Here is a 23,864-nt window from a genome sequence, read left to right on the forward strand (position 1 = left end):
AAGCGCGGGCAAACGGTTCGGTACGCTGTTTGTGCAAAATCCAGGCGCATGGATTCCGCTTTCCCCCCAAGCCCGCGATAATCTCCCCTCTCATCCATCGCCGGACCGCTCACCATGTCCCTCAATGTCATCATCCTCGCTGCTGGCCAAGGCAAGCGCATGAACTCCAAGCTGCCCAAGGTATTGCAACCCTTGGCCGGCAAACCCATGCTGGGCCATGTGCTGGATGCCGGCAGGGCCTTGGCGGCCGAGCGCCTGGTGGTGGTGTATGGCCATGGTGGCGAGCAGGTGCAGGCGGCCTTTCATAGCCAGGTTGATGTGCGCTGGGCGCACCAGGCCCAGCAGCTCGGAACCGGCCATGCAGTGGCCCAGGCGCTGCCAGAGTGCAGCGAGGGCGTGGCGCTGATTTTGTATGGTGACTGCCCACTGATCACGCCGGCCACCCTGCAAGGCCTGCTGGCCGCAGCGGGTAGCGACAAACTGGCCGTGCTCACCGCCATCATGGACAACCCCAGCGGCTATGGCCGCATTGTTCGCAACGAGGCCGGCCAGGTGGTCAGCATCGTCGAGCAGAAGGATGCCAGCCCAGCCCAGCTGGCCATCCGTGAAATCAACACCGGCTTTATCGCCGCGCCGCTGGCCCGCCTGCGCGAGTGGCTGCCGCAGCTCAAGAACGCCAATGCCCAGGGCGAGTATTACCTGACTGATGTTATCGCCATGGCCGTGGCCAATGGCGTGGAAGTCGCCGGCCTGGTTGCAGCCGACGCCTGGGAGGCCGCCGGCGTCAATGACAAGCGCCAACTGGCCGAACTGGAGCGGGTTTACCAAAGACAGCAGGCCGACAAGCTGTTGGCCGCCGGCGTCACCCTGATCGACCCAGCCCGTTTCGACCTGCGTGGCACCGTCAGCCACGGCCAGGATGTGGAAATCGATATCAACGTTGTGCTGGAAGGGCAGATACGCCTGGGTGATGGCGTCAAGCTCGGCCCCAATGTCTATCTCAAGAACGTCACCCTGGGGGATGGCGTCATCGTCAAGGCCAATACGGTGATCGAGGACAGCACGGTCGGCGCTGGCTCGGACATAGGCCCCTTTGCCCGCATCCGGCCCGATTCGGTGCTGGGCGAAAAGGTGCATATAGGCAACTTCGTGGAACTCAAGAAGGCCAGGCTGGGTAATGGCACCAAGGCCGGGCACCTGGCCTACCTGGGCGATGCCGTCATCGGTGAGCGGGTCAATGTCTCGGCCGGTGTCATCACCTGCAACTACGATGGCGCCAACAAATTCGTCACCACCATAGGCGACGATGCCTTTATCGGCACCGACACCCAGTTGGTAGCACCGGTCACCATCGCCGAGCGTGCCTATATCGCCGCCGGCTCCACCATCACCCTGGATGCCCCCGCCGACGCCCTGACCATCTGCCGTGCACGGGGGCAGAAATCCCTGCCGGGCTGGAAACGGCCAAGCAAGAACAAATAGACAAGGCCACGCTTGCAAAGGCAAGATAAACCCATGAACCAGACCATGTGCCATCCGCGCCAGCACCCTAGCCCCTCGGCCCCTCCCGCCTAGCGGTCGCACGCGCGCATCTCTACCCCTCATCACGCGGCCGCTCCCAGAGCGGCCGTTTTTATTGGCCAGGCTATTAATGCACATCCCCATGGAGTAAGGCATGACCGAGCAAGTCACATTCCACAACCGTCGCGGCATACGCCTGGTGGCCGACCATTACCCTGCCCAGACCGACACCGTGGTGGTCATGGCCCACGGCTACACCAGCCACAAGCGCTGGGCTGGTCGCTTCCCCTATATTGCCGCGCAGCTCAACCAGCACGGTTATGCTGCCCTGGCCTTTGATTTTGCCGGTTGCGGCGATAGCGACGACGACGGCCTGCGTGCCGACAAGCTGGCGCAGGATGTCCACGCCGCCGTGGACCAGGCCAGGGCCATGGGCTACCAGCGCATTGCCCTGTGGGGCCACAGCCTGGGCGCGCGGCTGTGCCTGATGGCGAAACCGCTATGGGTCACTACCATGGTGCTATCTGGCGCGGGCACCACCCCCATGCACTACCACTGGCCCGACTACTACAGCGCCGAGGACCTGGCAGAACTGTCCGCCAACGGCCGCATGACGGTCGAAGCCGCCCCTGGCTGCAACCGCCAGACCCAGGTGATCGAAGCCCAGATGCTGCGTGACTTTGCCGAGTTCGAACAGGCAGCGCTGCTGCACGACCTGCCCTGCCCCGTGCTCATCGTCAACGGCAACCACCCCGACGATGCCGAGGAATGCGCCCTGCTGGCCGGCAACCGCGAAGGCCTGCATCTGCTGCCCACCGGCTCCCGCCACGCCGTGATCGAAGGCGCACGCCACACCTTTGCCGACCACCTGCCACAACTGGCCGAGCTGGGCGTGGCCTGGATACGTGAAAGGATGCCGCTCTGACACTGAATTATGCATATGTCATTTTCATTTCACATCTTGCAATGACGAAAACATACTCCCATCATGCGCGACTTTGCCTAGACTTCTAGTCACCCGCTGAACCCGCCCCTGGCGGACTCAGGCACTGACCCAAGTGCAGCAACCCAACACACGGAGAGATACCCTATGTGCGGCATAGTCGGCGCAATAGCGCAGCGTGATGTAGTAGCCCATCTGATCGACGGCCTGAAGCGGCTGGAGTACCGGGGTTACGACTCCTCTGGCATCGCCGTGCTCAACGGCGGCATAGAGCGCGTGCGCCGCGTGGGTCGTGTGGCCGAGATGGAATCCGCCGCACAGGCCCAAGGCACACACGGCAAGCTGGGCATAGGCCACACCCGCTGGGCTACCCATGGCGGCGTGACCGAACCCAATGCCCATCCGCATATCTCCGGCGGCGTGGCCGTGGTGCACAACGGCATCATCGAGAACCATGACGAACAACGCGAACGCCTCAAGGCCCTGGGCTATGTGTTCGAATCGCAGACCGATACCGAGGTCATCGCCCACCTGGTCGAGCACTACCTGAAGCAGACCGGCGAGCTGTTCGCCGCCGTGCAACAAGCCGTGCGTGAACTGCATGGCGCCTACGCCATCGGCGTGATGTCGCAAAGCCAGCCCGACCTGCTGGTCTGCGCCCGCATGGGCTGCCCGCTGCTGATCGGCCTGGGCGAGACCGAGAACTTCATCGCCTCCGATGTCTCGGCCGTGTTGTCCGCCACCCGCCGCGTCATCTTCCTGGAAGAAGGCGACGTGGCCGCCCTCACCACCAGCGGCGTCAAGATACTCGACAAGACCGGCGCCCCCGCGGAGCGCACGGTACACCTCTCCGATGTCTCGCTGGCTTCACTGGAGCTGGGCCCGTACAACCACTTCATGCAGAAGGAAATCCACGAGCAGCCCAAGGCCCTGGCCGACACCATAGAACAGGTGCTGGAAGAAGGCTTCAGCCCCGCCCTGTTCGGCGATGCCGATGGCGAGCTGCTGCGCCAGGTCGAAGGCGTGCAGATCCTGGCCTGCGGCACCAGCTTCTATGCCGGCTCGGTCGCCAAGTACTGGATAGAGAGCATCGCCAAGCTGCCCTGCACAGTCGAAATCGCCAGCGAATACCGCTACCGCGAAGCAGTGGCCAACCCCAAGTACCTGATTGTCACCATCTCGCAATCGGGCGAGACGCTGGACACCATGGAAGCGCTGAAATACGCCCAATCCCTGGGCCACGATCTCAGCCTGTCCATCTGCAACGTGCGCGAATCCGCCATCCCCCGCGCCAGCCGCCTGGTGTTCTACACCCGCGCCGGCGCCGAAATCGGCGTGGCCTCCACCAAGGCCTTCACCACCCAGCTGGTCGCCCTGTTCACCCTGGCCGCCACCCTGGCCAAGCTGGGCGGCAAGCTCAACAGCGACAGCGAAGCCCACCACCTGGATGCCCTGCGCCAGCTACCCGGCAGCGTACAGCACGCCCTCAACCTCGAACCCCAGATCAAACCCTGGGCCGACCGCTTCTCGCCCAAGCACCACGCCCTCTACCTGGGCCGTGGCGTGCACTACCCCATCGCCATGGAAGGCGCGCTCAAGCTCAAGGAAATCACCTACATCCACGCCGAGGCCTACGCTGCCGGCGAACTCAAGCACGGCCCCCTCGCCCTGGTGGACGAGGCCATGCCCGTGGTGGTGATCGCTCCCAACGACAGCCTGCTGGAGAAAGTGAAATCCAATATGCAGGAAGTCCGCGCCCGCGGCGGCGAACTGTTCGTCTTCGCCGACCTGGACAGCCATTTCGGCGAATCCGACGGCGTCCACGTCATCCGCACCCCCCGTCACGTCGGCGTCCTCTCCCCCATCCTGCACGCCATTCCGGTACAGCTACTGGCCTACCATACGGCACTGGCCAAGGGGACGGACGTGGATAAACCGAGGAATTTGGCGAAATCGGTGACTGTGGAGTAGGTGTGAGTATCGAATTTTGACGACAGGTAATAAAGTTCGTCGGGTAGGAATAAAGTTTGTCGGGCAGTCATAGTGCGACTGCCTGAGTAGAGCTCGGTTGGTTCCAGTGTTCTTTTCTTGGCTAAGATGCAGCTACAGCTGCCGGCCGACCACGAAAGGAACCGCCATGGACAAGTCGGATTACGAAGAAGCAAATACCCTACCGCTTTCGGTTTACGCCGCGCGAGTATTTGGCGATGAAGGCAAAGCACGAGCGTGGATGAGTAGTCATAACTCAGCTCTTGGGGCTGTACCAGCAGACCTTGTTGCACAGCCCGAAGGAGAGCGCGGAGTGCGTGCCATTTTGCTGAAGATTGAGCACGGCCTGGCGGTGTAGCTAGCCCAGGTGAAAACAATATGGCCCCGAGATCTCGGGGCCATATCTTACCTAGCGTCGTTCACCAGTAATGGGGCTGGGAGAGGACAAAGCCTAGGGCTGCGGGGCGATTATACCTCGACGCCTCAATTAGTCTCCAGATTCTGGCGGACAAGACCACCCATTTTGAAGCTGGTGATCACCATGCTATTAACGCATGCGCAGGCAAGTGGTTAACTGATCTTCGCCTATAGTCTTCATTTCGGCCAGAGCGGCCATTCGACAAGCGGGCTTCTTCTGGCTGCAGTGTGCCGATTACCGGCCGTTCCAAGTTGATCTACGCCGAACGTCAGCTTCTCGCCCCGTCGAACTCACACTACCGACCCAGTTCGGACGTTCGGCCTTGTGAGTAGTCAGCGGCAGAAAACAGAGCACAGCGGTCACTCAGGACTTTAGGCAAGTGAGTCCTTTGGCATGAAAAACACGCGCTTGTGATCTGTGTTACATCAATTTTGACAACAACTTGTTTTATGGTATTGCAGTAATGCATAGATCGGGGATCTATGAACTACTCCACGGTTTACCGCCGATGATCGATTTCAATCCTTCAACCTTCGAACGCCACATTCGAGCCATCCTAGACGACCCCGAGTCGGATTTTGAATTGGATGAGATCGACGATGCACTCCAACAGGTGACAGGCGACTCCGAAGATGCCAGGGTCTGTGCGTACATTGCAGTCGAAGTGCTATCGAGGGAAAACCGCCCATGGCCGTTGGCCTATGCTTTGAACACTGCGGTGTGTGCGAGCTGCATTTCCGGAGATACCGAGCGCGTCAGGCTATATCTTGAGCAACTCGTGGACTTAGCGATCGCGGAGGGCGTCGATCTTGCGGCACTTTCGGCGGCGGAGAACGTTAGCCGTTTGTTGCCCGGCAATGCCAAAGCTGACCACGTGCCCAACGTCCTCTACGAGGTAGTTCGGTTGTACTCGCACCTTGGAGAAATTGACAAGGCCATCGAAAACCTCATTGCCGTAGCTTACCTCTTCGCCGACTTCGGCGCGTTTCAGCCTGCTTACCACTCGTTGGGCCAGGCGGAGGCGCTAGCGCGCGAACACCGATTACTCCAGCCATATGCGGACGCCGTTACCGCGCTATATGCCATTTGCATTTTGGAAGAGGATCATGCTTACGCTGAGCAGATCTGGCCGGAGTTGGTACAGATGTATTCCGAGCTGGGTTCCCCCGTTCCCACGCATCTGGCAGTCAATCGCGGGACTTTTCTGTTTCAGACCGGACACCATCAATTAGCGCGGAACGCTTATGAGGAAGTCCTTGCGGCCATGCCACCATGCGATGCTGCGCGGCCTATGGCGCTGATGAACCTGTCTGCATGCCTTCGCGAGCTCGGCGAGCTTAGTCTTTCCGAGGAACGGATGTCCGTTGCGCGAGCGCTGATGTCGTCGTGCGAGAACGTCGACCCCGAGTATCTTCTTGAGTTGGAACTCATTGCATCGAAGAATGCCATCGGGAGATCAGATCCTGCCGAGGCCGTTGCCTGCTTGCATCGTGCGGTTCTGCATCTTGATGCCGCCGTCGCTCTGGTCGAGAAGCTGCATTACCGCCGCGGACTCCGCGATCGCTACATCCGACGAATCGAGTGGCTGCTAGCAAGGCTCCCTGTTACCGGCAATGCCATGGATGTTGTTCCTGTGATTGCCGCAACAAGGGCAAATCGGGTCTCGGATTGGCTTCACTTCTTGGAGTGGACTGCTGCGCTGGCCTTGAAGCTATCCCCTCAAGAAAGGGATGAGTTGAACCGCCTGGTCGATCGTCTCGCAGGTGAGGGATCACCCCACCTGTTTGGCTTGCTGGAGAAGTATGACGACCCGATGTCGGCGATCTCGAAGCCCGATCCATGGCGCGAAATCGCCGAGTACGCGGACAAGGTTAGTGCTCTTCATAACGTCAGCCGGCCTTTTCAAGATGCGACCTCCGAACGCCGGGCAGCTACCATTTATGAGAGGCTAAACGAGGGTTACGCCATCCTCGTGAACATGCTCACTGCTGACCACAAAATTTTGCTGATCCTCGGGAAACGGTATGTCCTGTGCGAGCTTCCCGAAGCACAATCACGTGGTTTCCATTGGGCCTTAGTGCAGCATCGTCAAGAGCCGGGAAAAGCCCAAGTGCTCGCTCATGCTGTCGGTGAGTACAAGAAGGCGTTGCTCGATGCACTCGCCCCCGTACTGAACGAACTTACGGAGGAGAGCTGCAAGGGCGTGATTTTCATTCCGGACGGGATGGACCTGACGCCGATTAATCTGGTGATGGTGGGACATCCCGGGATTCGTGCTCGCATGGCTACTGGGGAGTTCGATGTGCGCACATGCATAGCGCTTCATCCCGCCAAACGCGTAGCCGGCGCGCCGACTGCCTGCCTGGGCATTTTAGAAAGCGGCTCAGGCCTTCAATATGCCCGGACAGATGTAGAAGGGTTCTTCACAGGCGTCAGGGCAGTCGGAACCCTGATGGAGAATCCAGGATGGGATGAGTTTGCGCATCGCATGGCGTCGACCGATGCGCTTGTCTTGTCTCATCACGGCTCGTCCGTTGGCTTGTTCAGAGATCCGTTTTTCGCGGACATGGCAGGGCATGACACGACGAGCATCATGAGTCTGATGCGACTCCAAAGCGCGACCTTTCGGTGGCCCCATCGCGTCGTGGTTTTGGGTACATGCCACAGCGGCAGTCTCGTCAATCGCAACTACCAAAAGACGTTTCGTGCACATGAGCTTATGGGATTCCCGGTCGTTTTTCTGTTGAATGGTCGGTCGGAAGTGCTAGCTGCGTCATGGGCGGTTCTCGACCGATTCAATCTACTGCTCACGACTCTCTTCGCGCCGGGCCTGCGTGAGGCTCACCCTTCGTGCGCTATTAGCACTGCGTTGTCTAAACTCGTCAATCTTCCTAGCGAAGAGCTTCCGGCTCTGTTGCTTCGGGCATTTCCGTCTGGGACGCAAATCTCGCATTCCTTGCTATCCCAAATCGACAACTTACGGCAGCAGCCGTTCTGCTATGGTGCTTACCAAACCTATACCTTGCTTTAGCTATCCCCGGATAGACGGGTGTAGATCGAACATCAGCGCAAATCCTAACGGCTGGGAATGTTAGTTCGATGGATCGAAACGCTTGCGTTCAACATCGGTCAATGTTGAACGGCCGGTAAACATCACACTGCAGCCTGAACAGCCCTGTCTGTTGAATGACCGTTCTGGCCGATCAGCTGTCTCTGCAATTGCAGTGATGATCACATCCAAGCAGTCAACTTAGGCTAGCATCTGAAGTATTCTTCCATCGCACGCGTTTCAGCCTATGCAGGCTGCCTCATTCAGCGCGGACGAAATGGATCAGACGTTACCCGCCAAAACCATGCCAACAGGAAGGCTCGTCGAGGTGCGTGTTGCTAGAAATCCCGTGTTTCGAAGCCTCAGTCCCGGCGCTACAGCGCTTCAATCGCGAGTATGCGATCAGCGATCTCTTCTACAGACAGGTCTCGCCCAAGCGACTGGGCCTCCTTCTCAAGCGTCACTGCAAACCCAGCAACACTGTCTAAATAGTGCTCAGCGCGGAAATACCCAGAGCACGGTTCATGCAGGCACTTGGGGAAGACATAGTATTGATAATACTCGGCGAGTCCATACAGGACTCCGTGCTCGAACAACCACGGAGCAAGGGCATAGAGGCACCATCTGCACCAGTATGCTAGGACTTGCAATTCCTGGATCGCTCCCGCTTCGGCGGCAACGCGCATACATACGGTAATTACAGCTAAGCTCTCCAACGTTCCAAGCCGGATCAAAGACTTGCAACGATTCCGACCCCACCTTGGCGGAGGATCATTATGCCTACCAGACAAGGTGAGTACCCTTGTCAGCAGTTCGTCCCCCGCCTTATTTGTTTGCCCGATCAAGGCCGCAGCAGTCGACCTGGCACACCGATCAAACCTTAGCGCGTCCCAGAGCAGGGACTCAATCACTGCGCGCGACGTGGGGCAGACCTTTGCTGCACGAGCAATCACACTCTTTACAGGGGAGTGGCGTCCCTTGTGGTAGTCCCGATACCGCCGCTCCACAGTTTTGCACCGTTCGCTCGTTGCTTTGAGCAAGGATTCCACCGCCCGCGCAACTTCCGCTGCGGAGCAGGCGGAGAAGTGCAAGCGATTCTCATGAAACCAGCAAATAGTCGAAAACACGCTAACGATAAGCCTGGGCCGCATATGCAGCGACTTTCGCGTTGGTGATGCGAAAGCAAATTCATCGATGGATTTCAACGACGATTCAAGCACTTATCCATTTTCCGGCCAGCGAACTCTCCAGGAAGTATCACAGGTAGTCGTAAACCGGACAACGCCATACCATTGACGACAAAGCGATACGGGAGGCGGCATGGCTGAGACGACCTTTGAAACGCCGGAAATCCAGGCGCTCACCCGCGAATTGTCACAGGAGCTGACTGCGGAATACGGACCAATGCTGGGCTCAGAGGCCTTGGTAAAAGTCTTGGGGTATCGATCTTCAGGTGCATTCCAGCAAGCGCTGACACGCGGGACGATCCCTGTCCCCGTCTTTCGGATCGAATATCGTCGCGGCTGCTTTGCGCTGACGCGCGATGTGGCCCAGTGGCTGAGCCGACAACGGGCCACAGCAACACCCGCCGGCGAGCGCCAAACTTAAGGCTGGGGAGTTTGCTCGGGCTAGATGTGAACCCACCGACTGACAAGGAGTCGTGATGTAGATCCCAAAAAGACAAAACGCCGAAGGCTGGCCGGCCAACGGCGTTTGCTACTGCTGCTGAGGGAGGCCCTCAGGTGTGTCGCTACACGCACTAAATGTACTCGCGCCTCCGCGCGCGCGTCAAGGGCCTTCCTTTTCCGAAAGAACCAACATTCCGCCGATTTCGGCAGGGAAGGAAGCCCCATGTCCACTGCAGCCCGCATGAGCGAGGCGCGCCTACGCACCATCTACAAGCGCCAGGATCCGCCCCAGTTCGGACCAACCTACGACCCAGCTATCCGCGCCACTCGCGAGGAGGCCCCCTCCAGCAGCCGCTATTCCCAAATGTGGTCCGAGAAACTCCAGCGCCAATGCCACGTGCTTTCGACGCCCGAGCAAAAGGCCATGTTTCTTGTGCTATTCCAGCCTGGGCTCTTTGAGCTGCAGGAACAACGCATGCTCGCCATCCAGAGCAGACCCCATCCGCTAACCGGACATCCGTTCGCATCCGGTTTGAACCTGCGGCCCCTCCGAGGAACCCTCGATGTTTGCGAGCGCATACAGATGGTCGAGCGTCATGCCTGGATTTCCATACGCCACCCGGATAACGGAGCGAAGGCGTCAGTGCCGTACCCATTTATTGGCGATCTGTTGCTGTTCCTTCAGGATCAGCACGGCCCCTATTGTGTGAACTGGACCATCAAAAGGGATCGTGATGGTTTTGAGCGGTCAGTACATCGCGAGAGGCCTTCGCGGGATCCAAATGCTGATGCTGCGGCCGCTCGTGCACGGCATGCCATTGAGCAGCTCTACTACGACGATGCCAACATCCCTACTGTTCGCGTCACGGAGGATATGTTTCCGGAAAAGCTGCTGCGCAATCTCGAATGTCTTTATTTGACGCAGCACCTATCGGCAACGGTGGACAGTGTGCTCTATCAGGAGATGTGTGAGCGCCTGCGCGCTTCCATGATCCTCGGTGGCGCGCCGTTTGATGTCGTGCGCTCAATGATGACGCGCTACGACCTCCCATTCGATATCGCCAAATCCCTATTCCACCGAGCAATCTGGCGGCGCGATGTCCGGCCAGAGCTTGTGGATGAAGGCATCTTTATTGATATCCCCCTGCAGCCGGAGCGAACAGACCCGTTGGTCCGCTTTGGTCATCTGTTTCAACGGCGCACTGCATAGGGGAACGTCATGCATGTTGGAACACAACTGATCGCACCGATTGGCTGCGAGGTGCTCGCACGTGGCGTCGTCTACTACTTTCTTCGCAACGATGCGCAGTCGCAACGCGCCCTTCTGCTGGAGTTCCGCCAGAAGCTTGTGCAGGCCTCCAATGACAACAGGAAACAGAGAGGACAAGCTAAGCCACGGGGCGCTGACTGCTTCCAGCCAATCGTGCACTTCCTATCCCGCGCCCGCTTTGAATCAGCTCTGGACGAGGGGTTGATTGTCGCCTGCGATCAACAAGAGCCACTGCCACCCTGGCTCAATGGCATGACGCCGGGGGATTTGCGAGCGTACGAGCAGCAGCGGGAGGGGCGTAAGCAAGCTCACGGCGATCGGATCGATCGCATGTTGGTTCACATTTGGCCGCTTGTGCAGCACGTCGATGAAGTACTCGCGTCACCGTCGCCTGACGCGATGATCAACGCCCGAGCCAAAATGTGCGATCCACCGCAAAACGAGACCCGCCTGCGCCGCGCATTCTTCGCCTACATCTGCTTTGGCCGCCAGCGCTGGGCCCTTCACTATGCAGTAGCGCGTATCGGACGGTGGAACCGCGTCGGCACAGGGCACAAATTCGGTAGGACGCCCCTCTCGGGAAGCTGCGCTGGGTACAGCGCGGCCGATGAAGGGGTGATTGCAAAGTCGATAGAGGGATATCGTCGCTTTGCCCGCCCCGGCAGGCATCTGACGGAAATCTACCGAGATTGCCTGAAGCAGGTTTTCGGTTGCCAAACCCGACGTGTACCAGGGGACCGCTCTGAATTTTTCCACCCCGATGGCAATCCCTTTCCGTCTTTTGATCAGTTCATCTACCGGATTCGGAAGTCATTCAGCCAGGACGAGCGCTGGATTTATAAGTTCGGTCGCGCCCGTTGTCGGGACTTGCTTGAGCCGTCGCGGGGCTCGTATGCGCAAGGTGTGGCCAACCTGATGCAGGAGACCGTCCAAGACGGCTATCAGTGCGAGCAAATCTCGATCGGCTACTTGCCAGGCAGTCATTTGCCCCCGCTATGGGTGGTCCGGATCCTATGTATGGCCTCTGGGATGATCGTGGGTATTGGCTTTTCCTGGGGCAGCGAGACTGCATCGGCATACAAAGCCGCGATGTTCTGTGCGGCCATTGGGAAGAGCAGATTTGGGCGCCTATTCAACATGGACATCAAGCCGGAGGATTGGCCATCCGTTGGACTGTCACCCAAAGGGGTTTATGACCGAGGCCCAGGAGCAACGCCCAAAGGCGATCCAGAGAACCCCGCCTACCGTAGCACCATCAAGGAGGGGGCGCCGAGTCACGCTGGGCAATCCAAGGCCTCCATCGAAACCACGCACCCGAAAACCGTCAAGTTGCAGGGAGGGCCAAAGTTCACCACCACCAATATGAGTGTGCCCCAACTGGCGATGCAGGAGATTCGCCGAACCATCGCGCATAACAGAAGCAAGGACGTCAGCGATCGACTGAATCCAAATGCTATTGCCGCTAGGGTAGATGCGACACCTATCGGACTGTGGCGTTACTTGGATGCCAGAGGCAGAAACGATGCATTCCAGATCCCGTTCGACGAAGCAGTACGCGCCTTCCTGACCCCCATCGAACTCACCGTCCAGGATGATGCGGTCTACTACCTTTCACTACGGTTCAGCTCCAAGGCACTGGCGGAGTCGGGCGTCTTGGGCCGTGCGCATCGTACGGGCCGCTTCAAGATCAAGGGATTCATGCTTGAGGTGTGTCTGCGGCACCTCTGGCTCGATCTCGGCACGGAAGTGATCGAAGTCGATGCGCAACTTGCCATCAGGGATGACGAGGGTCAGCTCTATCTATCCGTAGGTGAGCTCGAGCAACTCGATCAGCTACGACGCATGAACCAATCGGAACTGCGGCCGTGTCGCGAAGCAGCGAAAGCCGAAGCCGGGGCGCAGTTCGAGGAAGAAACAGGCGTCGCGTTTGGGCAAAAGACGGTCAGAACACGCCGTAACAAGAAATACGCCAAGGCATCGCTTGATGACCGTCGTGTGCTTCAGCCCTACCTTCGCCCTAAAGGGGGGCGGCGATGAGCTTACGACCAGACTCCCAGGAACCGTGGTTGTATTGGTTCGATCGACTGGACGATGCGACGCTCAGGGCTCGCGCCACAGCACACGTGATCCCGATTTCGAATCTTGGTGCCAGCGGCATCGACGAAGCGTGCGAGCAGCTGGAAACTGCTTGGAGGGAGGTGTTCATCCCGACCGACCAGCACCTCGAAATTCTGCGCATGCTCGTCGACCGAGCAGGCCGCTATGCGCGATCACGTTTCCCGACTTTTCGGGCATACAACGCCTGGCGCGATGTCGTACGGTTAGAGCCGTGTGATTCGCCACACATCAGGTGCCTCACCGGCCTAGCCGGCGTTGGTAAGAGCGCACTGGCAAAAGCGTTCGTACGCGCATGTCAGCTCAATTCGGAACAGCGATTCAACATCCTTGGCCACTCGCTCCATATCGTACCGGTTCAGCGTGTTCGGGTTCGCCGTGGTCTAACTGCAACGGGGATACTCAATGAGCTGATGAGCCCGCTGTTTGACGGGGGGCGTAAGTTAGACAAATTGCAGTACCACGTCATGGACTGGTTACTGGCCACTGCCACCAGCCAGATCATTGTGGATGAAATGCAGTTCCTGACGCCGAGTGACACTGCAACCACGAGGGTCACGCAAATCCTTATGCAGCTCGGCGATCTGGGCCCACCACTACTTTATGCGGCTAACTACTCACTCGGCCACAAGCTGAAAAACGAGTGCAGCAGCGAACAAAAAAATAGGCTGCTGATCGACCCTATCGTCGTCCATCCACCTAAGCCAGATAGCGCGGAATGGCGGGCTGTTCTTTCGGAAATGCTGAGTGTTTCACCCAACAGCTTCGATCTAGACCACGAGCGAGATGGTGCGGAGCTCCATCGTCTGTCCTTCGGTCTTTTTCGTCACGTCGGTAGGCTCTTGATCCAGGCATACCGTGTAGCGCGGCATGAGGAACATGCGGTCACCATGTCTCATGTGCTCAAAGCATTCAGCAGCAGTGAGTTCACCGCTTACCGGGAAGAGGTAGAAGCCCTCCACTCGCTCACTGTGTGCGATCTGCACCATAAACGGAAAGACTTGGTCTGTCCGTTCAACGACATCTCTTCCGTGTACAAGACCCAACCATCGAAGCCAAGTGCATCGCCAATACCATCAGAATCCGAACGCGCCGCGACCCTGCTGGAAAGCACGTTGACGCCAGGCCAGCGGCAAACGCTAGGCAAACTACGGGAAGCACCAGCCAGTTCACCATCATCGCAGGCACGAGCAAAGGTAACGCCCTTGCGGCAACCCAAGCCACCGTTAGTCAGCTCTCTGCGTGAGGGTGACGACATCTTCCAGTCAATGCTCCGAACACCGCGCCCCAAGGGAGGACGCAATGAGCCTGATTGATGATCGACTCACGTTTGCTGTTGGGCCACCAGCGCTGCCGGACGAGACGCTGTTCAGTTGGTGCAGTCGCTACCATCGTCTGACGGCCAACGCACTGGACCGCTGGACGTGCATGCAGCTGTTTGGACACTGTCGGCAAGGCTCCGCACACGACATACCGGCGCGCCTGAATGTGCTGGCTCAACGCACAAAAGGGCTGATCGGGCAGCCACTGGAAATCATTCGTGGTCGCACTCTATTGCCGTTCTACCTGCCGTTCAAAGTGAAAACGGTAGCCGATGCTGCCATCGAGCATGTTTGTCACGAGGGTATCGGTAGCCTGAAATACCGCCTCGGCATGCTGACCAGCGGAATGGGGGCAGCACACCCCTTGAAGATATGCCCAGCTTGCCTTGAGGAGGCCAGGGACTTATATGGCTGGTCGTATTGGCGCCGCGTTCACCAGATGCCAGGTGTCTGGATCTGCCCTACTCACCGGACTTTCCTGCACTGTTCGTCCTGGAAAAGTCAGTCAGCCCATCGCTTTGCATGGGGACTACCCACAAAGGTCGGCTGCAAGCCCGTCGCAAGCCTCGATCACGCGGACGGCCGACTTTTTGAATGGATGATACGAGTCGCGCGGACGAGCATGGCCACGCTGGATGCTCGCCCCTCCTCGTTTGATGACCCGCAGCGCATCGCCTTGGTGTTCCGGCGCCGCTTTCAGCAAATCGGACTGGCGTCTGAAAGCGGTCGTGTCCGATGGGGCGACGTAAGATGCGAACTGCTCAGCCGCGTTGCCGATATCCAGGCCATACCGGAAATGTCGCACAAGGCGACCGAAGCGCTACTCGCAGCGCAGCTCTCCCGCCTTCTAACCGGCAGGGCCTTAGCACATCCATTGCGCTACGTTGTGTGGATTGCCTGCTGGTTCGATAGCTTCAGCGCCTTCTCCGGTGCTTACGCTCAGACCCATTCAGAGCCGACCGACATCGGTGAAACAACAGCAGAAGATCCACCACAAACCAGTGCAGCCAACCGTCAGCAATTGGCACAGACCCTACTGCGCCTTGGGCACATGTCCTCGACAGCCATTGCGCGACAGTTGGGCGTTACGCCTCACACGATTGCCGCCTGGGCTGCCGCTGGAAACATCGCGACGCCTCGGCGGCCAAAGAAGCTCGACGGCCAGCAATGGCAGGGCATCGTCACCCTGCTGCGAGAGGGACATGACAAGGCATCGGTAGCCCATTCACATGACATTGCCGAGTCGACCGTGACACGTATTCTGAGATCCGTACCGGGGCTACAGCTCGAATGGCACCGGGTCAGGCATGAGCAAGCTCGCGCCGAAGCACGGCAAGCTTTTCAGGCGGTAGCCACTTTGCTCGGACCACTGGGAATCAAGGCCATTCGCCGAATGATACCCAGCGCCTACGCTTGGCTTTATCGAAACGACAGGCAGTGGCTTCAGGAGAAGTCAGATGAACGACGCTCGCGTGGGTCAAACCATGCGGTTCAGCGTATTCAGCAAGCCGATCAGGCCTTGTCGTCGACGGTAAGGAGCGTCGCAGCTGCAATAGCTGCAGATTTGCCCCGCTTCACTTTTGAAGATATGAAACGTTCGGTGCCGGCGCTTGGGAAAGCTGTACGGTATCCCAATCGTTGGCCACTCACTGTAATGGCATTGGGCGAGGTATTTAGGGCCAACGCTCCGCGGAGCGCATCACTGATACCAAGCTAGTCGGTAGCCGCGAGAACAGGTCCAGCGGCAATGGCCTCACCCCTACCGCAAGCAACACGAAGATGGGCCTCAAGCACCGAAACGTCAGCATCGTGCATCACACATGCATCGTGCAATCCCAGGCCATTCAAGAACGCGCCAAGAGCATGCCGCTCGGCAGCCCCCTCCAGGTCGGATCTGCTTGAGCCAGCATGTCGCTTTGCCGTATCAGCGTTCCTCAGCTGCTCAAGCGCGTCATCAGCTGTATCGAATAGCGACGCGAGCAAAGCAGCGCACGCGAGCGATGGATAGGCAACGTGCTTATCAATACACGCGCCATCAATCTTTCTGAGGTACTGGCTTGGCTTCTTGTCGAGAACTGCCGGCATGTGCCGTCTCAACCAAGAGGCAGGTAGACGATCCCGGATTAGGTCACTGGCAGTATTTCGCTTACCCACTTCGCCACGCCGCAATCCAAGTGCTTCACAGCGTCTAGCAATCACATCGCTCCAAGCTTGCAGCGCAATGGGCTCCGGTGATGACAGCCATGCGAACTGGATCCGATGCAGTTGGTGCAACGTTTGAGACTCCTGCTCGAAATCCAGTTCGACCTTATCAATAACACCCGTGGCTTTTGCGTCTATGAGAACGTGGGGTTGCTTGTCCGTGGCAGAAAGATCTACGTCCTGGAGCGGCCGACGATGGATTTCGCACCAATCCAAACCTTCTATCTGATGGCGTCGGCGCCAGTGGCTGAAACCTGTAAGGCGTTCGTCCTCTCTCGCGCACTCGGTACAGAACAGAATTCTGGTGCGGCCGGTGGTCAGTCCCGCAGCGAATGCACGCTGCTTTGATGCCTGTGCTTCCTCTGGCACACCAACGTATGCCGAGATGGGGTATCGCAGAGGTAGCATAGTGTGCTCTGCCGCAAAGGCCTCCGGATCTAACGACAGCGTATTGGCGAGCACCCAAATTGCTGGCACTCGGCCATCACTTGGCCGCGTAAGTTTCAGCAACGACAGGAGTTGCTTCGTGGATACACTCCCATTCAAACGAGCAAGCCTGCCTGCTAGGCCGGCGGCCAACTCATCGGGCATGGGAGCCGGGAGGTTGGCTTGTGGGCTCAGCATTGAATGGCATCAATTCGATAAAAATTGATCATTTAGTCAGCCCGGACACGTTTTACTGCTAGCCGACCAAAATCATTTTTTCTGCAAAGAACAACTTTGCGCCATTCAACATCCTCACGTTTTAAGGAGTCTCGCGTCCTTCTGCTCACATAGAGGGGCGCCAATCCCGCCAGTGCTGCGTGAGCAAGAAGTTCTTCCACGCTCACCGCATACATCACACGCTCCTCACTTGGAGCTCCCAGGCGGAGTGTTATTGCAATGCATCCTTCCGAATCCAAAAGTGCGCTTAGCACCTTGAGCGATTGAAGACGCTGATGTGGCGGGACGTGCATCCAAACAGCGCTGAGAAGGATGAAGTTATATCGCTCCGGCATTGCCATTACCTTGGACAGGCGGGGCAGCGCATCAGCGACCCATCTGACCCTGCGATGGAAATGATACTTCTCCGCCAGGCGCCGCATACCTACGCTCGGCTCGACAGCCGTGACGTAGTATCCCTTCTTGGCTAGAGCAATAGCGTCACGTCCGGAACCCGCTCCGACATCCAGACAATTCGCGGGAAGCTGCGGCAAGAATCGGGAAAATGCACGATGCATATTCGAGAACTTGAGCCCCTCATAAGTCTGGAAGTACACCTCACTGGCGTTGTTATATGCCTTCCAGGCTACCGGTGGCATGTGCGCTTCCTAGCAGGCTGAGCGGGGAGAGCGGGTTTTGCGAGAGGTACCTCACAGCGCTGAGTCGGCAGGTCAATCGACACGTTACAGCACGCCCGCGTCGGCTCTTGAGTCTTCGGCTTGGAGACTGCCGAAGGGTGAAATGCACCTGCAATGCTTACAGCTGCAGCCGCCAGCAATGCAATCGTCCAGCACGTAATAACCGTGCGCTTGGGCCATGCACATGCCCATCTCCAACTGCATTTGGATTTGGCTTCGGCACTTTCCGGCGGAGAAAAACCACGCTGGTGTTCGATATGAACTTCGATCAACGAGCGGATCCGCCAAAGAATCACAACAGTCAGGAAGTCAACGATGGCTGTGAACCCAAACACCCATACACGTGGTGCTTCTGTCTCAAGCGTAGTTGCGCCGTACCAAAGCCCGCCCGTGATGGCGATAGCCATGCCTGGCACCTGCCACATCAGTTGATTGAGTGCGCGCTGATGCTGGCCTGCCTCCAGAAACTGCAGCTCCCTGGTCCGGTACTCCCATCGTTGGGCTTCGAGGGCCAGAGCGTGCTTTTGCTTCAGTTTCTCTATGTTCGTCATTGGCAATTTGTCCTACGGACACGCTAACAGTGTGAGAATTTGAAAGATGCTGGACAAACTGCCAGCCTCATACTAAGTAAAGACTGAGTAGAGTACAATTCTTAGAACTTCCCAATGCACAGCATAAGGCAAAGCACAGTGTCATGAAAGTACTATTTGATACTAAAACAGTACAAAAACTGGGGCGAATTGTCCTCAGTGACACATTGCTCCGGAATGCGGGCCTCCAAGAGGGGGACGCCGTGGACATTTACTTTGATGTTGCCAGCAAGCACATCATCATTCAGCGGGCTGAAAGCTCAGCTGCAGAGGCGCCTTCCGCAGAGGGCGCCTATCGCAAGAGGAACCATAAATAATGACAATCGGGTCAGAGCGCTTTGAGCGCTTCTCAGGTCATGAGTCTTTCGTTTGCCGCTACGGTTGGCTGCCTAAAGTTTTCCGTGCGGTGTTGGCTGATCCCCGTGTTCTCCGAAACGACGAGCAGGCGATGGTAATGCTTGGCATTGGACGAAACATGGTGAAGTCGCTCCAATTTTGGGCAGAGGCAACGGGTGTAATCACCCAGACCGAGGACGGTGGACATGCCCCCGGCCCCATCGGTGGCCGACTGTTTGGTGATGGATGGGATCCCTACCTTGAATCGCAAGAGTCTCTTTGGCTCATTCACTGGCAGCTGAGTACCCGCGCCAGCTTAGCGGCGTGGAACGAAGTATTTGGGGAGGGGCGCTTGATTCGTTTCGACCGAGCTCGTCTGGTACAGGCGCTTGCTCAACGTAGCACCCCTTTAGCCCGTCCTCTAGCACCGTCAACACTCGAACAGCACGGCTCTCTTTTCATTCAGAGCTATCTGCCTTCAGAAAAAAACGCGGACGATACTGCTTGGTGCCCACTACAGGACTTAGGGCTGCTCAAGGCCACGAAAACTGAGGATGGCCGGACGCTCTACAGTACCGACATTCACGTCCAAGTAGGTCTGACGCCCAGGGTTTTTGCGCTTGCACTGGTCGACTTCCTGCTCAGAAAAAACCGAAGTGGCACAGCTGACTTCAATAGCCTTCTCAAGGGTGATCACAGCCCCGGCGTGGTCTTTAGGCTCAGCGAACACCAACTCCGCGGGCTCATTGAGCGCACCATGGGTGAGGCCCTTTTCGGCGCCCTCCGATTCGTTGATACGGCCGACACACAGAGCATTGTTCTTACAACAACCCAAATAGATCCACAGTTCAAGTTGTGGCAACAAGAAGAGGCGCTGGAAAATGCCTGAGCAAGTCATTGCCCTACTGACGTTAGACGGACAGCACACCCGCTCAATTTCTCTTGAACGAGATTTGCACGATGACCGTGTAATTGATAACTATCTACTGACACCCAACAGCATTGGTGCGATTCGGCAGATTGCCAATGACATGGCCTCTGGGAATGCGCAGCGTGCCTGGAAAATCGTCGGCCCATACGGAAGCGGTAAGTCAGCGCTAGGTGTAATGCTTGCTCAGCTTATGGCTGGCCCAGAGGTGCATGGGCCTGCTGCAGCAAGTTTGCGTGCGGTGTCTCCCAATACTGCAGATCAGTTTCTGGCCGCCCGTCGCTACTGCTTGGCCGTAGTAGGCTCGCGCCTGTCATTCGGCGTTGCCCTTGCAGCTGCCATTTCCGATGCACTCGTCTCATTGGGCAAGAAAAAAGCACTGATCGCAGTGCACAAGCAGCTAGATATTGCCAAGGGAACCTACAAGAGTCGGCCCTTCAATAGTACAGCTGGCGAAATGGCCGCTGATTTTGCTGCTGCACTTCAAGCCGAGGGCTACCAGGGGCTTACCCTACTAATCGATGAGGTCGGAAAATTCATCGAATATGCAGCTCTACACCCTACAGATGGGGACCTGATTGCCATCCAGCAGGTGGCGGAGGTCGCATGCAAGGCCGATGATGACAAACTGGCCGTGATTGCAATGCTTCACCAACATTTCGCGAGCTACGCCGCAGGTGTTGGGCGTGCCTTGGGCGATGAGTGGCACAAGATATCCGCGCGCTTTGCGGAAATCCCCTTTGATGAGCCTGTTGAGCGTTATGCCTACTTCGCACGTCACGCCCTAGGAACAGCGAACCAATTGCAGCAGTGGCCGGCCCTGATCGCAGAAGCCCGATCGCTGTATGCGTTTGCGGTGAAACATGGCGTACTAAGGTCAGCATCCGACCAAGACCGTGTCTTGTTTGAGGAAGCGGAGTGTCTCTATCCCCTTCATCCTTTAACGCTGGCCGCAATGGCCACAGTCTCGAAACGCTTCGGTCAAAGTGAGCGTACCTTCCACTCCTTCCTGAAGGGAGCGGAACCAAGCGGGCTCCGTGATTTTGCACAGAACCATCCCGTTGGCGAGTGGTATCGCATTACGGAGCTCTACGATTTCTTGGCTGGCGGCTATGGGCTGCGCTTTAGAGACCTAGGCGCCGAACGTCGATGGGTGTTTGCGCAAGAGGCCATCCAACGCGTTACGCAAAACACTGCAGCACTTAATGTGCTGAAAGTGATCGCCATGCTTGAACTGGTTCAAGGCGGTCTAGGCATCCCTACCAGTGCAGAAACAATCGCATACGCACTAGGTGATGAAGACAGTTCCGAAGTAGCAGTCGCGCTAGCCAGCCTGGTTGAGCAAGGTGTGCTTGTTAAACGGAAGAGGAACACGGAGTTCGCCCTCGCCGTTTCTGACGCCGTCAACATAGAGGCATTGTACGAAGAGGCTGCTCGTCGCAATGAGAGCGAACTGATGCAGGCGGGTATTAACGCCGCGCTCTCCAAGCGTCCAGTCGTGGCTAATCGCCACTACGATGAAACTGGCACCATTCGAACAATGGGTGTGCTGGTTGGAACGCCCGATAGCTGGCCTCAAGCACCTATCCCGAAGCAAGATGAAGCGCTACCAGATGGTTGGCTTAAGATCGTTTTGGTTGTAGAAGGCGCAGACAGCGCTATGCGCGCCAAGCAACGCATGGCAGAGGAGCGTGACTTACTCAGCGTTAGCGGTTGTTTAGTGCTTTCCGCCGAAGGGCGAGCTGCACTAGCTGACTATGCAATTTGGCTGGAAATCATGCGGGAAGTGTCCGCCAAGCGGCTTGACCCATGGTCTACCCGCTATGTGGAAGGCCGCCTGCAGGAGGCAGCAAATGCTGTCGAGCGCGCAGTGACATCAGCCTTGATGCCTTCAGTTGAGCGCCCGGGGCCGACCTATTGGCATCTAGGCGCTCAGATCCAAGGTAGTGAGATGATGAATGCTAGTCAGCTCGCATCCTGGCTGTTTGAGCACGCATTCCCAGAGACACCTCGCATCGTCAATGAGCTGATCAACAAGGACCGACCGGCCTCCCCGATCGTGCTTGCTCGTCAGCGCTTATTTGAAGTCATCCTCGCTGGCGACGTCTCCCGGCCGATTTGCGGCCCAGACGAGTACCCACCTGAGCGTCTGATTCATACCTCGCTGTTACGCGAAACTGGGATATGGCGCGAACAGGATGGTCAGTGGTCACTTCATGAGCCAACTAGTTCAGCCCTGAATAACATCGAAGTTGTGTGGAAGGCCATTTCTGACGGCTTGAGCAACGATGATCCGCAAAGCTTCTCATCTCTCCTAGAACTTCTTAGCGCTCCACCTCTGGGGGTTCGTGCAGGCCCCGCGGGTATTTGGGTAGTGCTCTATCTGTTAGTGAATCGAAGCCGTTGCGCGGTGTTTGAACGAGGCTCACTCGTCCTGGAGCTGACTTCCGAGCATCTTCAGCGCATGTTCAAGAGCCCTCAAAACTTCACGCTGCGAGAGCTCTTGAATGTCGACGACAACCATCGACTGCTATCAGACTACCGAGATGCATTGTCTGCCATCGGGTGCGCACTAGACCAGGACGCCTCCTACCTGGACGTAGCGCGCTCTTTGATTCGATGGTTTTACCGTTTGCCTGACTTCACCAAGCAGACGCAACGTATCGGCAAAGATGCAGCCCTAGTTCGCTCCATGCTCGGCAAAGCAACAGATCCAATTGCGCTGCTGACGCAAACACTGCGCAAGGCCCATGTAGAGTCCAAGTCCAAAGCATCATTTGCGATCTGGCTTACTAGCGCTTTAACAGACCTAGGCATGGCCTACCGCAAGTTGCAAGAAGATGTTTCCTCAGAGCTAAGCCGTGGATTCCGAATCAGCGGACCTCTAAGTCGTGTCAGAAATCAGCTTCAAGCCGAATGCAGCAAAGAGAGCTCTACACTGGCGGATGCCAAACTTAAGAGCTTCATCTTGCGCTGCACGGATCTGATTTTAAGTGACGAAAAATGGCTCGACTCTGTCGGTAGCTTGATCGTGCAACGCCCTCTGGACTCGTGGTCAGACGACACCATTAGCCGCTATCAAGAGGGGCTGTCTGAGCTTTGTGGCCAGTATCAGCGATGGATGCAAGTGGCCATGCGCCGAGGCGTAGCACCTAGGGCCGCAGACCGCTTTGTAGGCTTGACGTTCACCATGGCAGGCGGTGAGGAGCAAGCGGTGTTTGTTGCAACGACAGAAACCTCGAAAGCACTCGCAAAAAATGTGCTGGCACTGGTCAAGAAGTCTGCACAAGGTGACACCCAAATGGCTGCAGCTGCACTGGCTCAAGCCATCATGGACTTACAACTAGCTGCAGAAAAGCAGCAGGACGAGGAAACCAAGCATGGCTGAAAAGAAACAAGTGCGGCACATCCTAAGCCTCTCAGGCGGCAAGGATAGCGCGGCCCTGGCTATCTACATGCGTGACCGTGTCCCGGAGATGGAGTACATCTTTAGCGACACCGGCAAAGAGCTTCCCGAGACCTACGAGTACTTGGATCGCATCGCAAGCTACTTAGGCAAGGAAGTCATCCGGCTGAACGCGGATATAGGCTTTGATCATTGGTACGAGATGTACGGTGGCATGATTCCGTCCAACCATCGCCGCTGGTGCACGCGAGCACTGAAGCTAAAACCATTCGAGCAACACTGCGGCGACGATGAGGTAATCAACTACGTCGGCCTGCGCGCCGAAGAGAACCGTAGCGGTTACATCAGTCACAAGCCCAACATCAAAGCGGTCTATCCCTTCCGCGAGGATGGATTGGTGCTTCGAGACATTGAAGAAATCTTGCGCACTTCGGGCGTGGGTATGCCCCCCTACACAAAGTGGGGACGTACGAGATCAGGTTGCTATTTTTGCTTCTACCAGCAAAAGATCGAGTGGGTTCGCCTCAAGGAAACCTACCCGGAGCTCTATGAGAAGGCCAAGGAATACGAACGGCCTTTCGAAAAGACTGGGAATTTCTTCACTTGGAGCCAAGGGGAAAGCTTAGCTGAGATGGAACAGCCGGAACGTGTTGAGCAAATTAAACGAGAGCATGTGATTCGCATCCAGCGCAATGCCGCGCGGCGAGAGAATCTAACGCTTATGGAAGTGTTCGCTTCTGCTGACACGGCAGAGGTGCCGGAGGAAGACGACAACCAGGGTTGCCTGGTTTGCTCGTTGTGACACGC

General features: G+C 57.4%; 17 protein-coding genes. 14 read left to right on the forward strand and 3 right to left on the reverse strand.

The genetic code is table 11. The features are described 5' to 3' along the window. Positions 1-114 precede the first annotated feature (114 nt). The 10 genes from glmU (at position 115) to QWZ03_RS16025 (ending at position 15,972) form a co-directional block, all read left to right on the forward strand. Positions 115-1,482 carry a bifunctional UDP-N-acetylglucosamine diphosphorylase/glucosamine-1-phosphate N-acetyltransferase GlmU gene (gene glmU / locus QWZ03_RS15980; RefSeq protein ID WP_290333617.1) on the forward strand — a complete coding sequence of 456 codons (1,368 nt, stop codon included), beginning with the start codon at positions 115-117 and terminating at the stop codon, positions 1,480-1,482. Positions 1,483-1,675: 193 nt separating this feature from the next. After that, the gene (locus QWZ03_RS15985) at positions 1,676-2,446 is read left to right on the forward strand and encodes an alpha/beta hydrolase (protein WP_290333618.1); all 771 of its coding nucleotides are present in this window, start codon (positions 1,676-1,678) and stop codon (positions 2,444-2,446) included. Positions 2,447-2,611: 165 nt separating this feature from the next. Continuing rightward, positions 2,612-4,435 (forward strand): glutamine--fructose-6-phosphate transaminase (isomerizing), encoded by a 1,824-nt coding sequence (glmS, locus tag QWZ03_RS15990; protein ID WP_290333619.1) that lies wholly within the window; start codon positions 2,612-2,614, stop codon positions 4,433-4,435. A 166-nt stretch (positions 4,436-4,601) separates the two neighbouring features. After that, positions 4,602-4,811, forward strand: a complete 210-nt coding sequence (locus QWZ03_RS15995; RefSeq protein WP_290333620.1) for an MbcA/ParS/Xre antitoxin family protein — start codon at positions 4,602-4,604, stop codon at positions 4,809-4,811. Between the two features lie 568 nt (positions 4,812-5,379). Further along, positions 5,380-7,902, forward strand: coding sequence for a tetratricopeptide repeat protein (locus QWZ03_RS16000; RefSeq protein ID WP_290333621.1), 2,523 nt, complete (start codon positions 5,380-5,382; stop codon positions 7,900-7,902). Between the two features lie 1,338 nt (positions 7,903-9,240). After that, entirely contained in the window at positions 9,241-9,528 is a 288-nt protein-coding gene (locus QWZ03_RS16005; protein WP_290333622.1) for a hypothetical protein, read from the forward strand. Positions 9,529-9,771: 243 nt separating this feature from the next. Then, positions 9,772-10,758 (forward strand): PDDEXK family nuclease, encoded by a 987-nt coding sequence (locus QWZ03_RS16010; RefSeq protein WP_290333623.1) that lies wholly within the window; start codon positions 9,772-9,774, stop codon positions 10,756-10,758. Positions 10,759-10,767: 9 nt separating this feature from the next. After that, entirely contained in the window at positions 10,768-12,855 is a 2,088-nt protein-coding gene (locus QWZ03_RS16015; protein WP_290333624.1) for a TnsB C-terminal domain-containing protein, read from the forward strand. A 29-nt stretch (positions 12,856-12,884) separates the two neighbouring features. After that, complete coding sequence (locus QWZ03_RS16020; RefSeq protein WP_290333625.1) at positions 12,885-14,249, forward strand: ATP-binding protein; 1,365 nt, start codon at positions 12,885-12,887, stop codon at positions 14,247-14,249. Further along, positions 14,236-15,972, forward strand: coding sequence for a TnsD family Tn7-like transposition protein (locus tag QWZ03_RS16025; RefSeq protein WP_290333626.1), 1,737 nt, complete (start codon positions 14,236-14,238; stop codon positions 15,970-15,972). Before QWZ03_RS16020 ends, QWZ03_RS16025 begins: the two co-directional genes overlap by 14 nt. Here the strand turns inward: QWZ03_RS16025 and QWZ03_RS16030 are convergent. The 3 genes from QWZ03_RS16030 to QWZ03_RS16040 all read right to left on the reverse strand — a co-directional run bounded on the left by QWZ03_RS16030 (position 15,969) and on the right by QWZ03_RS16040 (position 18,348). Continuing rightward, positions 15,969-17,048: a TniQ family protein gene (locus QWZ03_RS16030; RefSeq protein ID WP_290333627.1), complete on the reverse strand. Its 1,080-nt coding sequence runs from the start codon at positions 17,046-17,048 to the stop codon at positions 15,969-15,971. The two genes, QWZ03_RS16025 and QWZ03_RS16030, sit on opposite strands and share 4 nt — an antisense overlap. Before the next feature lie 65 nt (positions 17,049-17,113). After that, positions 17,114-17,758, reverse strand: coding sequence for a class I SAM-dependent methyltransferase (locus QWZ03_RS16035; RefSeq protein ID WP_290333629.1), 645 nt, complete (start codon positions 17,756-17,758; stop codon positions 17,114-17,116). Continuing rightward, positions 17,746-18,348 (reverse strand): hypothetical protein, encoded by a 603-nt coding sequence (locus QWZ03_RS16040; protein WP_290333630.1) that lies wholly within the window; start codon positions 18,346-18,348, stop codon positions 17,746-17,748. The genes QWZ03_RS16035 and QWZ03_RS16040 overlap by 13 nt, the downstream gene beginning before the upstream one ends. 143 nt (positions 18,349-18,491) lie before the next feature. Here QWZ03_RS16040 and QWZ03_RS16045 point away from each other — a divergent pair, with 143 nt between their 5' ends. The 4 genes from QWZ03_RS16045 to QWZ03_RS16060 are packed head-to-tail and all read left to right on the forward strand — an operon-like array spanning position 18,492 to position 23,859. Beyond that, on the forward strand, positions 18,492-18,704 hold the full coding sequence (locus QWZ03_RS16045; RefSeq protein ID WP_290333631.1) for an AbrB/MazE/SpoVT family DNA-binding domain-containing protein: 213 nt from the start codon (positions 18,492-18,494) through the stop codon (positions 18,702-18,704). Then, entirely contained in the window at positions 18,704-19,612 is a 909-nt protein-coding gene (locus tag QWZ03_RS16050; RefSeq protein ID WP_290333632.1) for a DUF4007 family protein, read from the forward strand. Before QWZ03_RS16045 ends, QWZ03_RS16050 begins: the two co-directional genes overlap by 1 nt. Then, the gene (locus QWZ03_RS16055) at positions 19,605-23,039 is read left to right on the forward strand and encodes a hypothetical protein (RefSeq protein ID WP_290333633.1); all 3,435 of its coding nucleotides are present in this window, start codon (positions 19,605-19,607) and stop codon (positions 23,037-23,039) included. The genes QWZ03_RS16050 and QWZ03_RS16055 overlap by 8 nt, the downstream gene beginning before the upstream one ends. Continuing rightward, positions 23,032-23,859 (forward strand): phosphoadenosine phosphosulfate reductase family protein, encoded by an 828-nt coding sequence (locus QWZ03_RS16060; RefSeq protein WP_290333634.1) that lies wholly within the window; start codon positions 23,032-23,034, stop codon positions 23,857-23,859. Before QWZ03_RS16055 ends, QWZ03_RS16060 begins: the two co-directional genes overlap by 8 nt. The last annotated feature ends 5 nt before the right edge of the window (positions 23,860-23,864 follow it).

Origin of the sequence: Chitinimonas viridis (genome assembly GCF_030409555.1) — a bacterium.
GTDB classification, from domain to species: domain Bacteria; phylum Pseudomonadota; class Gammaproteobacteria; order Burkholderiales; family Chitinimonadaceae; genus Chitinimonas; species Chitinimonas viridis.

Excerpts from the sequence above, each read along its gene's own strand:
- QWZ03_RS16050 (WP_290333632.1), top strand. The coding sequence starts at position 18,704 with ATGACAATCGGGTCAGAGCGCTTTGAGCGCTTCTCAGGTCATGAGTCT.
- QWZ03_RS15985 (WP_290333618.1), top strand. The coding sequence starts at position 1,676 with ATGACCGAGCAAGTCACATTCCACAACCGTCGCGGCATACGCCTGGTG.
- QWZ03_RS15995 (WP_290333620.1), top strand. The coding sequence starts at position 4,602 with ATGGACAAGTCGGATTACGAAGAAGCAAATACCCTACCGCTTTCGGTT.
- QWZ03_RS16060 (WP_290333634.1), top strand. The coding sequence starts at position 23,032 with ATGGCTGAAAAGAAACAAGTGCGGCACATCCTAAGCCTCTCAGGCGGC.
- QWZ03_RS16035 (WP_290333629.1), bottom strand. The coding sequence starts at position 17,758 with ATGCCACCGGTAGCCTGGAAGGCATATAACAACGCCAGTGAGGTGTAC.
- QWZ03_RS16055 (WP_290333633.1), top strand. The coding sequence starts at position 19,605 with ATGCCTGAGCAAGTCATTGCCCTACTGACGTTAGACGGACAGCACACC.
- QWZ03_RS16015 (WP_290333624.1), top strand. The coding sequence starts at position 10,768 with ATGCATGTTGGAACACAACTGATCGCACCGATTGGCTGCGAGGTGCTC.
- QWZ03_RS16030 (WP_290333627.1), bottom strand. The coding sequence starts at position 17,048 with ATGCCCGATGAGTTGGCCGCCGGCCTAGCAGGCAGGCTTGCTCGTTTG.
- QWZ03_RS16045 (WP_290333631.1), top strand. The coding sequence starts at position 18,492 with ATGAAAGTACTATTTGATACTAAAACAGTACAAAAACTGGGGCGAATT.
- glmS (WP_290333619.1), top strand. The coding sequence starts at position 2,612 with ATGTGCGGCATAGTCGGCGCAATAGCGCAGCGTGATGTAGTAGCCCAT.
- glmU (WP_290333617.1), top strand. The coding sequence starts at position 115 with ATGTCCCTCAATGTCATCATCCTCGCTGCTGGCCAAGGCAAGCGCATG.
- QWZ03_RS16000 (WP_290333621.1), top strand. The coding sequence starts at position 5,380 with ATGATCGATTTCAATCCTTCAACCTTCGAACGCCACATTCGAGCCATC.
- QWZ03_RS16025 (WP_290333626.1), top strand. The coding sequence starts at position 14,236 with ATGAGCCTGATTGATGATCGACTCACGTTTGCTGTTGGGCCACCAGCG.
- QWZ03_RS16005 (WP_290333622.1), top strand. The coding sequence starts at position 9,241 with ATGGCTGAGACGACCTTTGAAACGCCGGAAATCCAGGCGCTCACCCGC.
- QWZ03_RS16040 (WP_290333630.1), bottom strand. The coding sequence starts at position 18,348 with ATGACGAACATAGAGAAACTGAAGCAAAAGCACGCTCTGGCCCTCGAA.
- QWZ03_RS16010 (WP_290333623.1), top strand. The coding sequence starts at position 9,772 with ATGTCCACTGCAGCCCGCATGAGCGAGGCGCGCCTACGCACCATCTAC.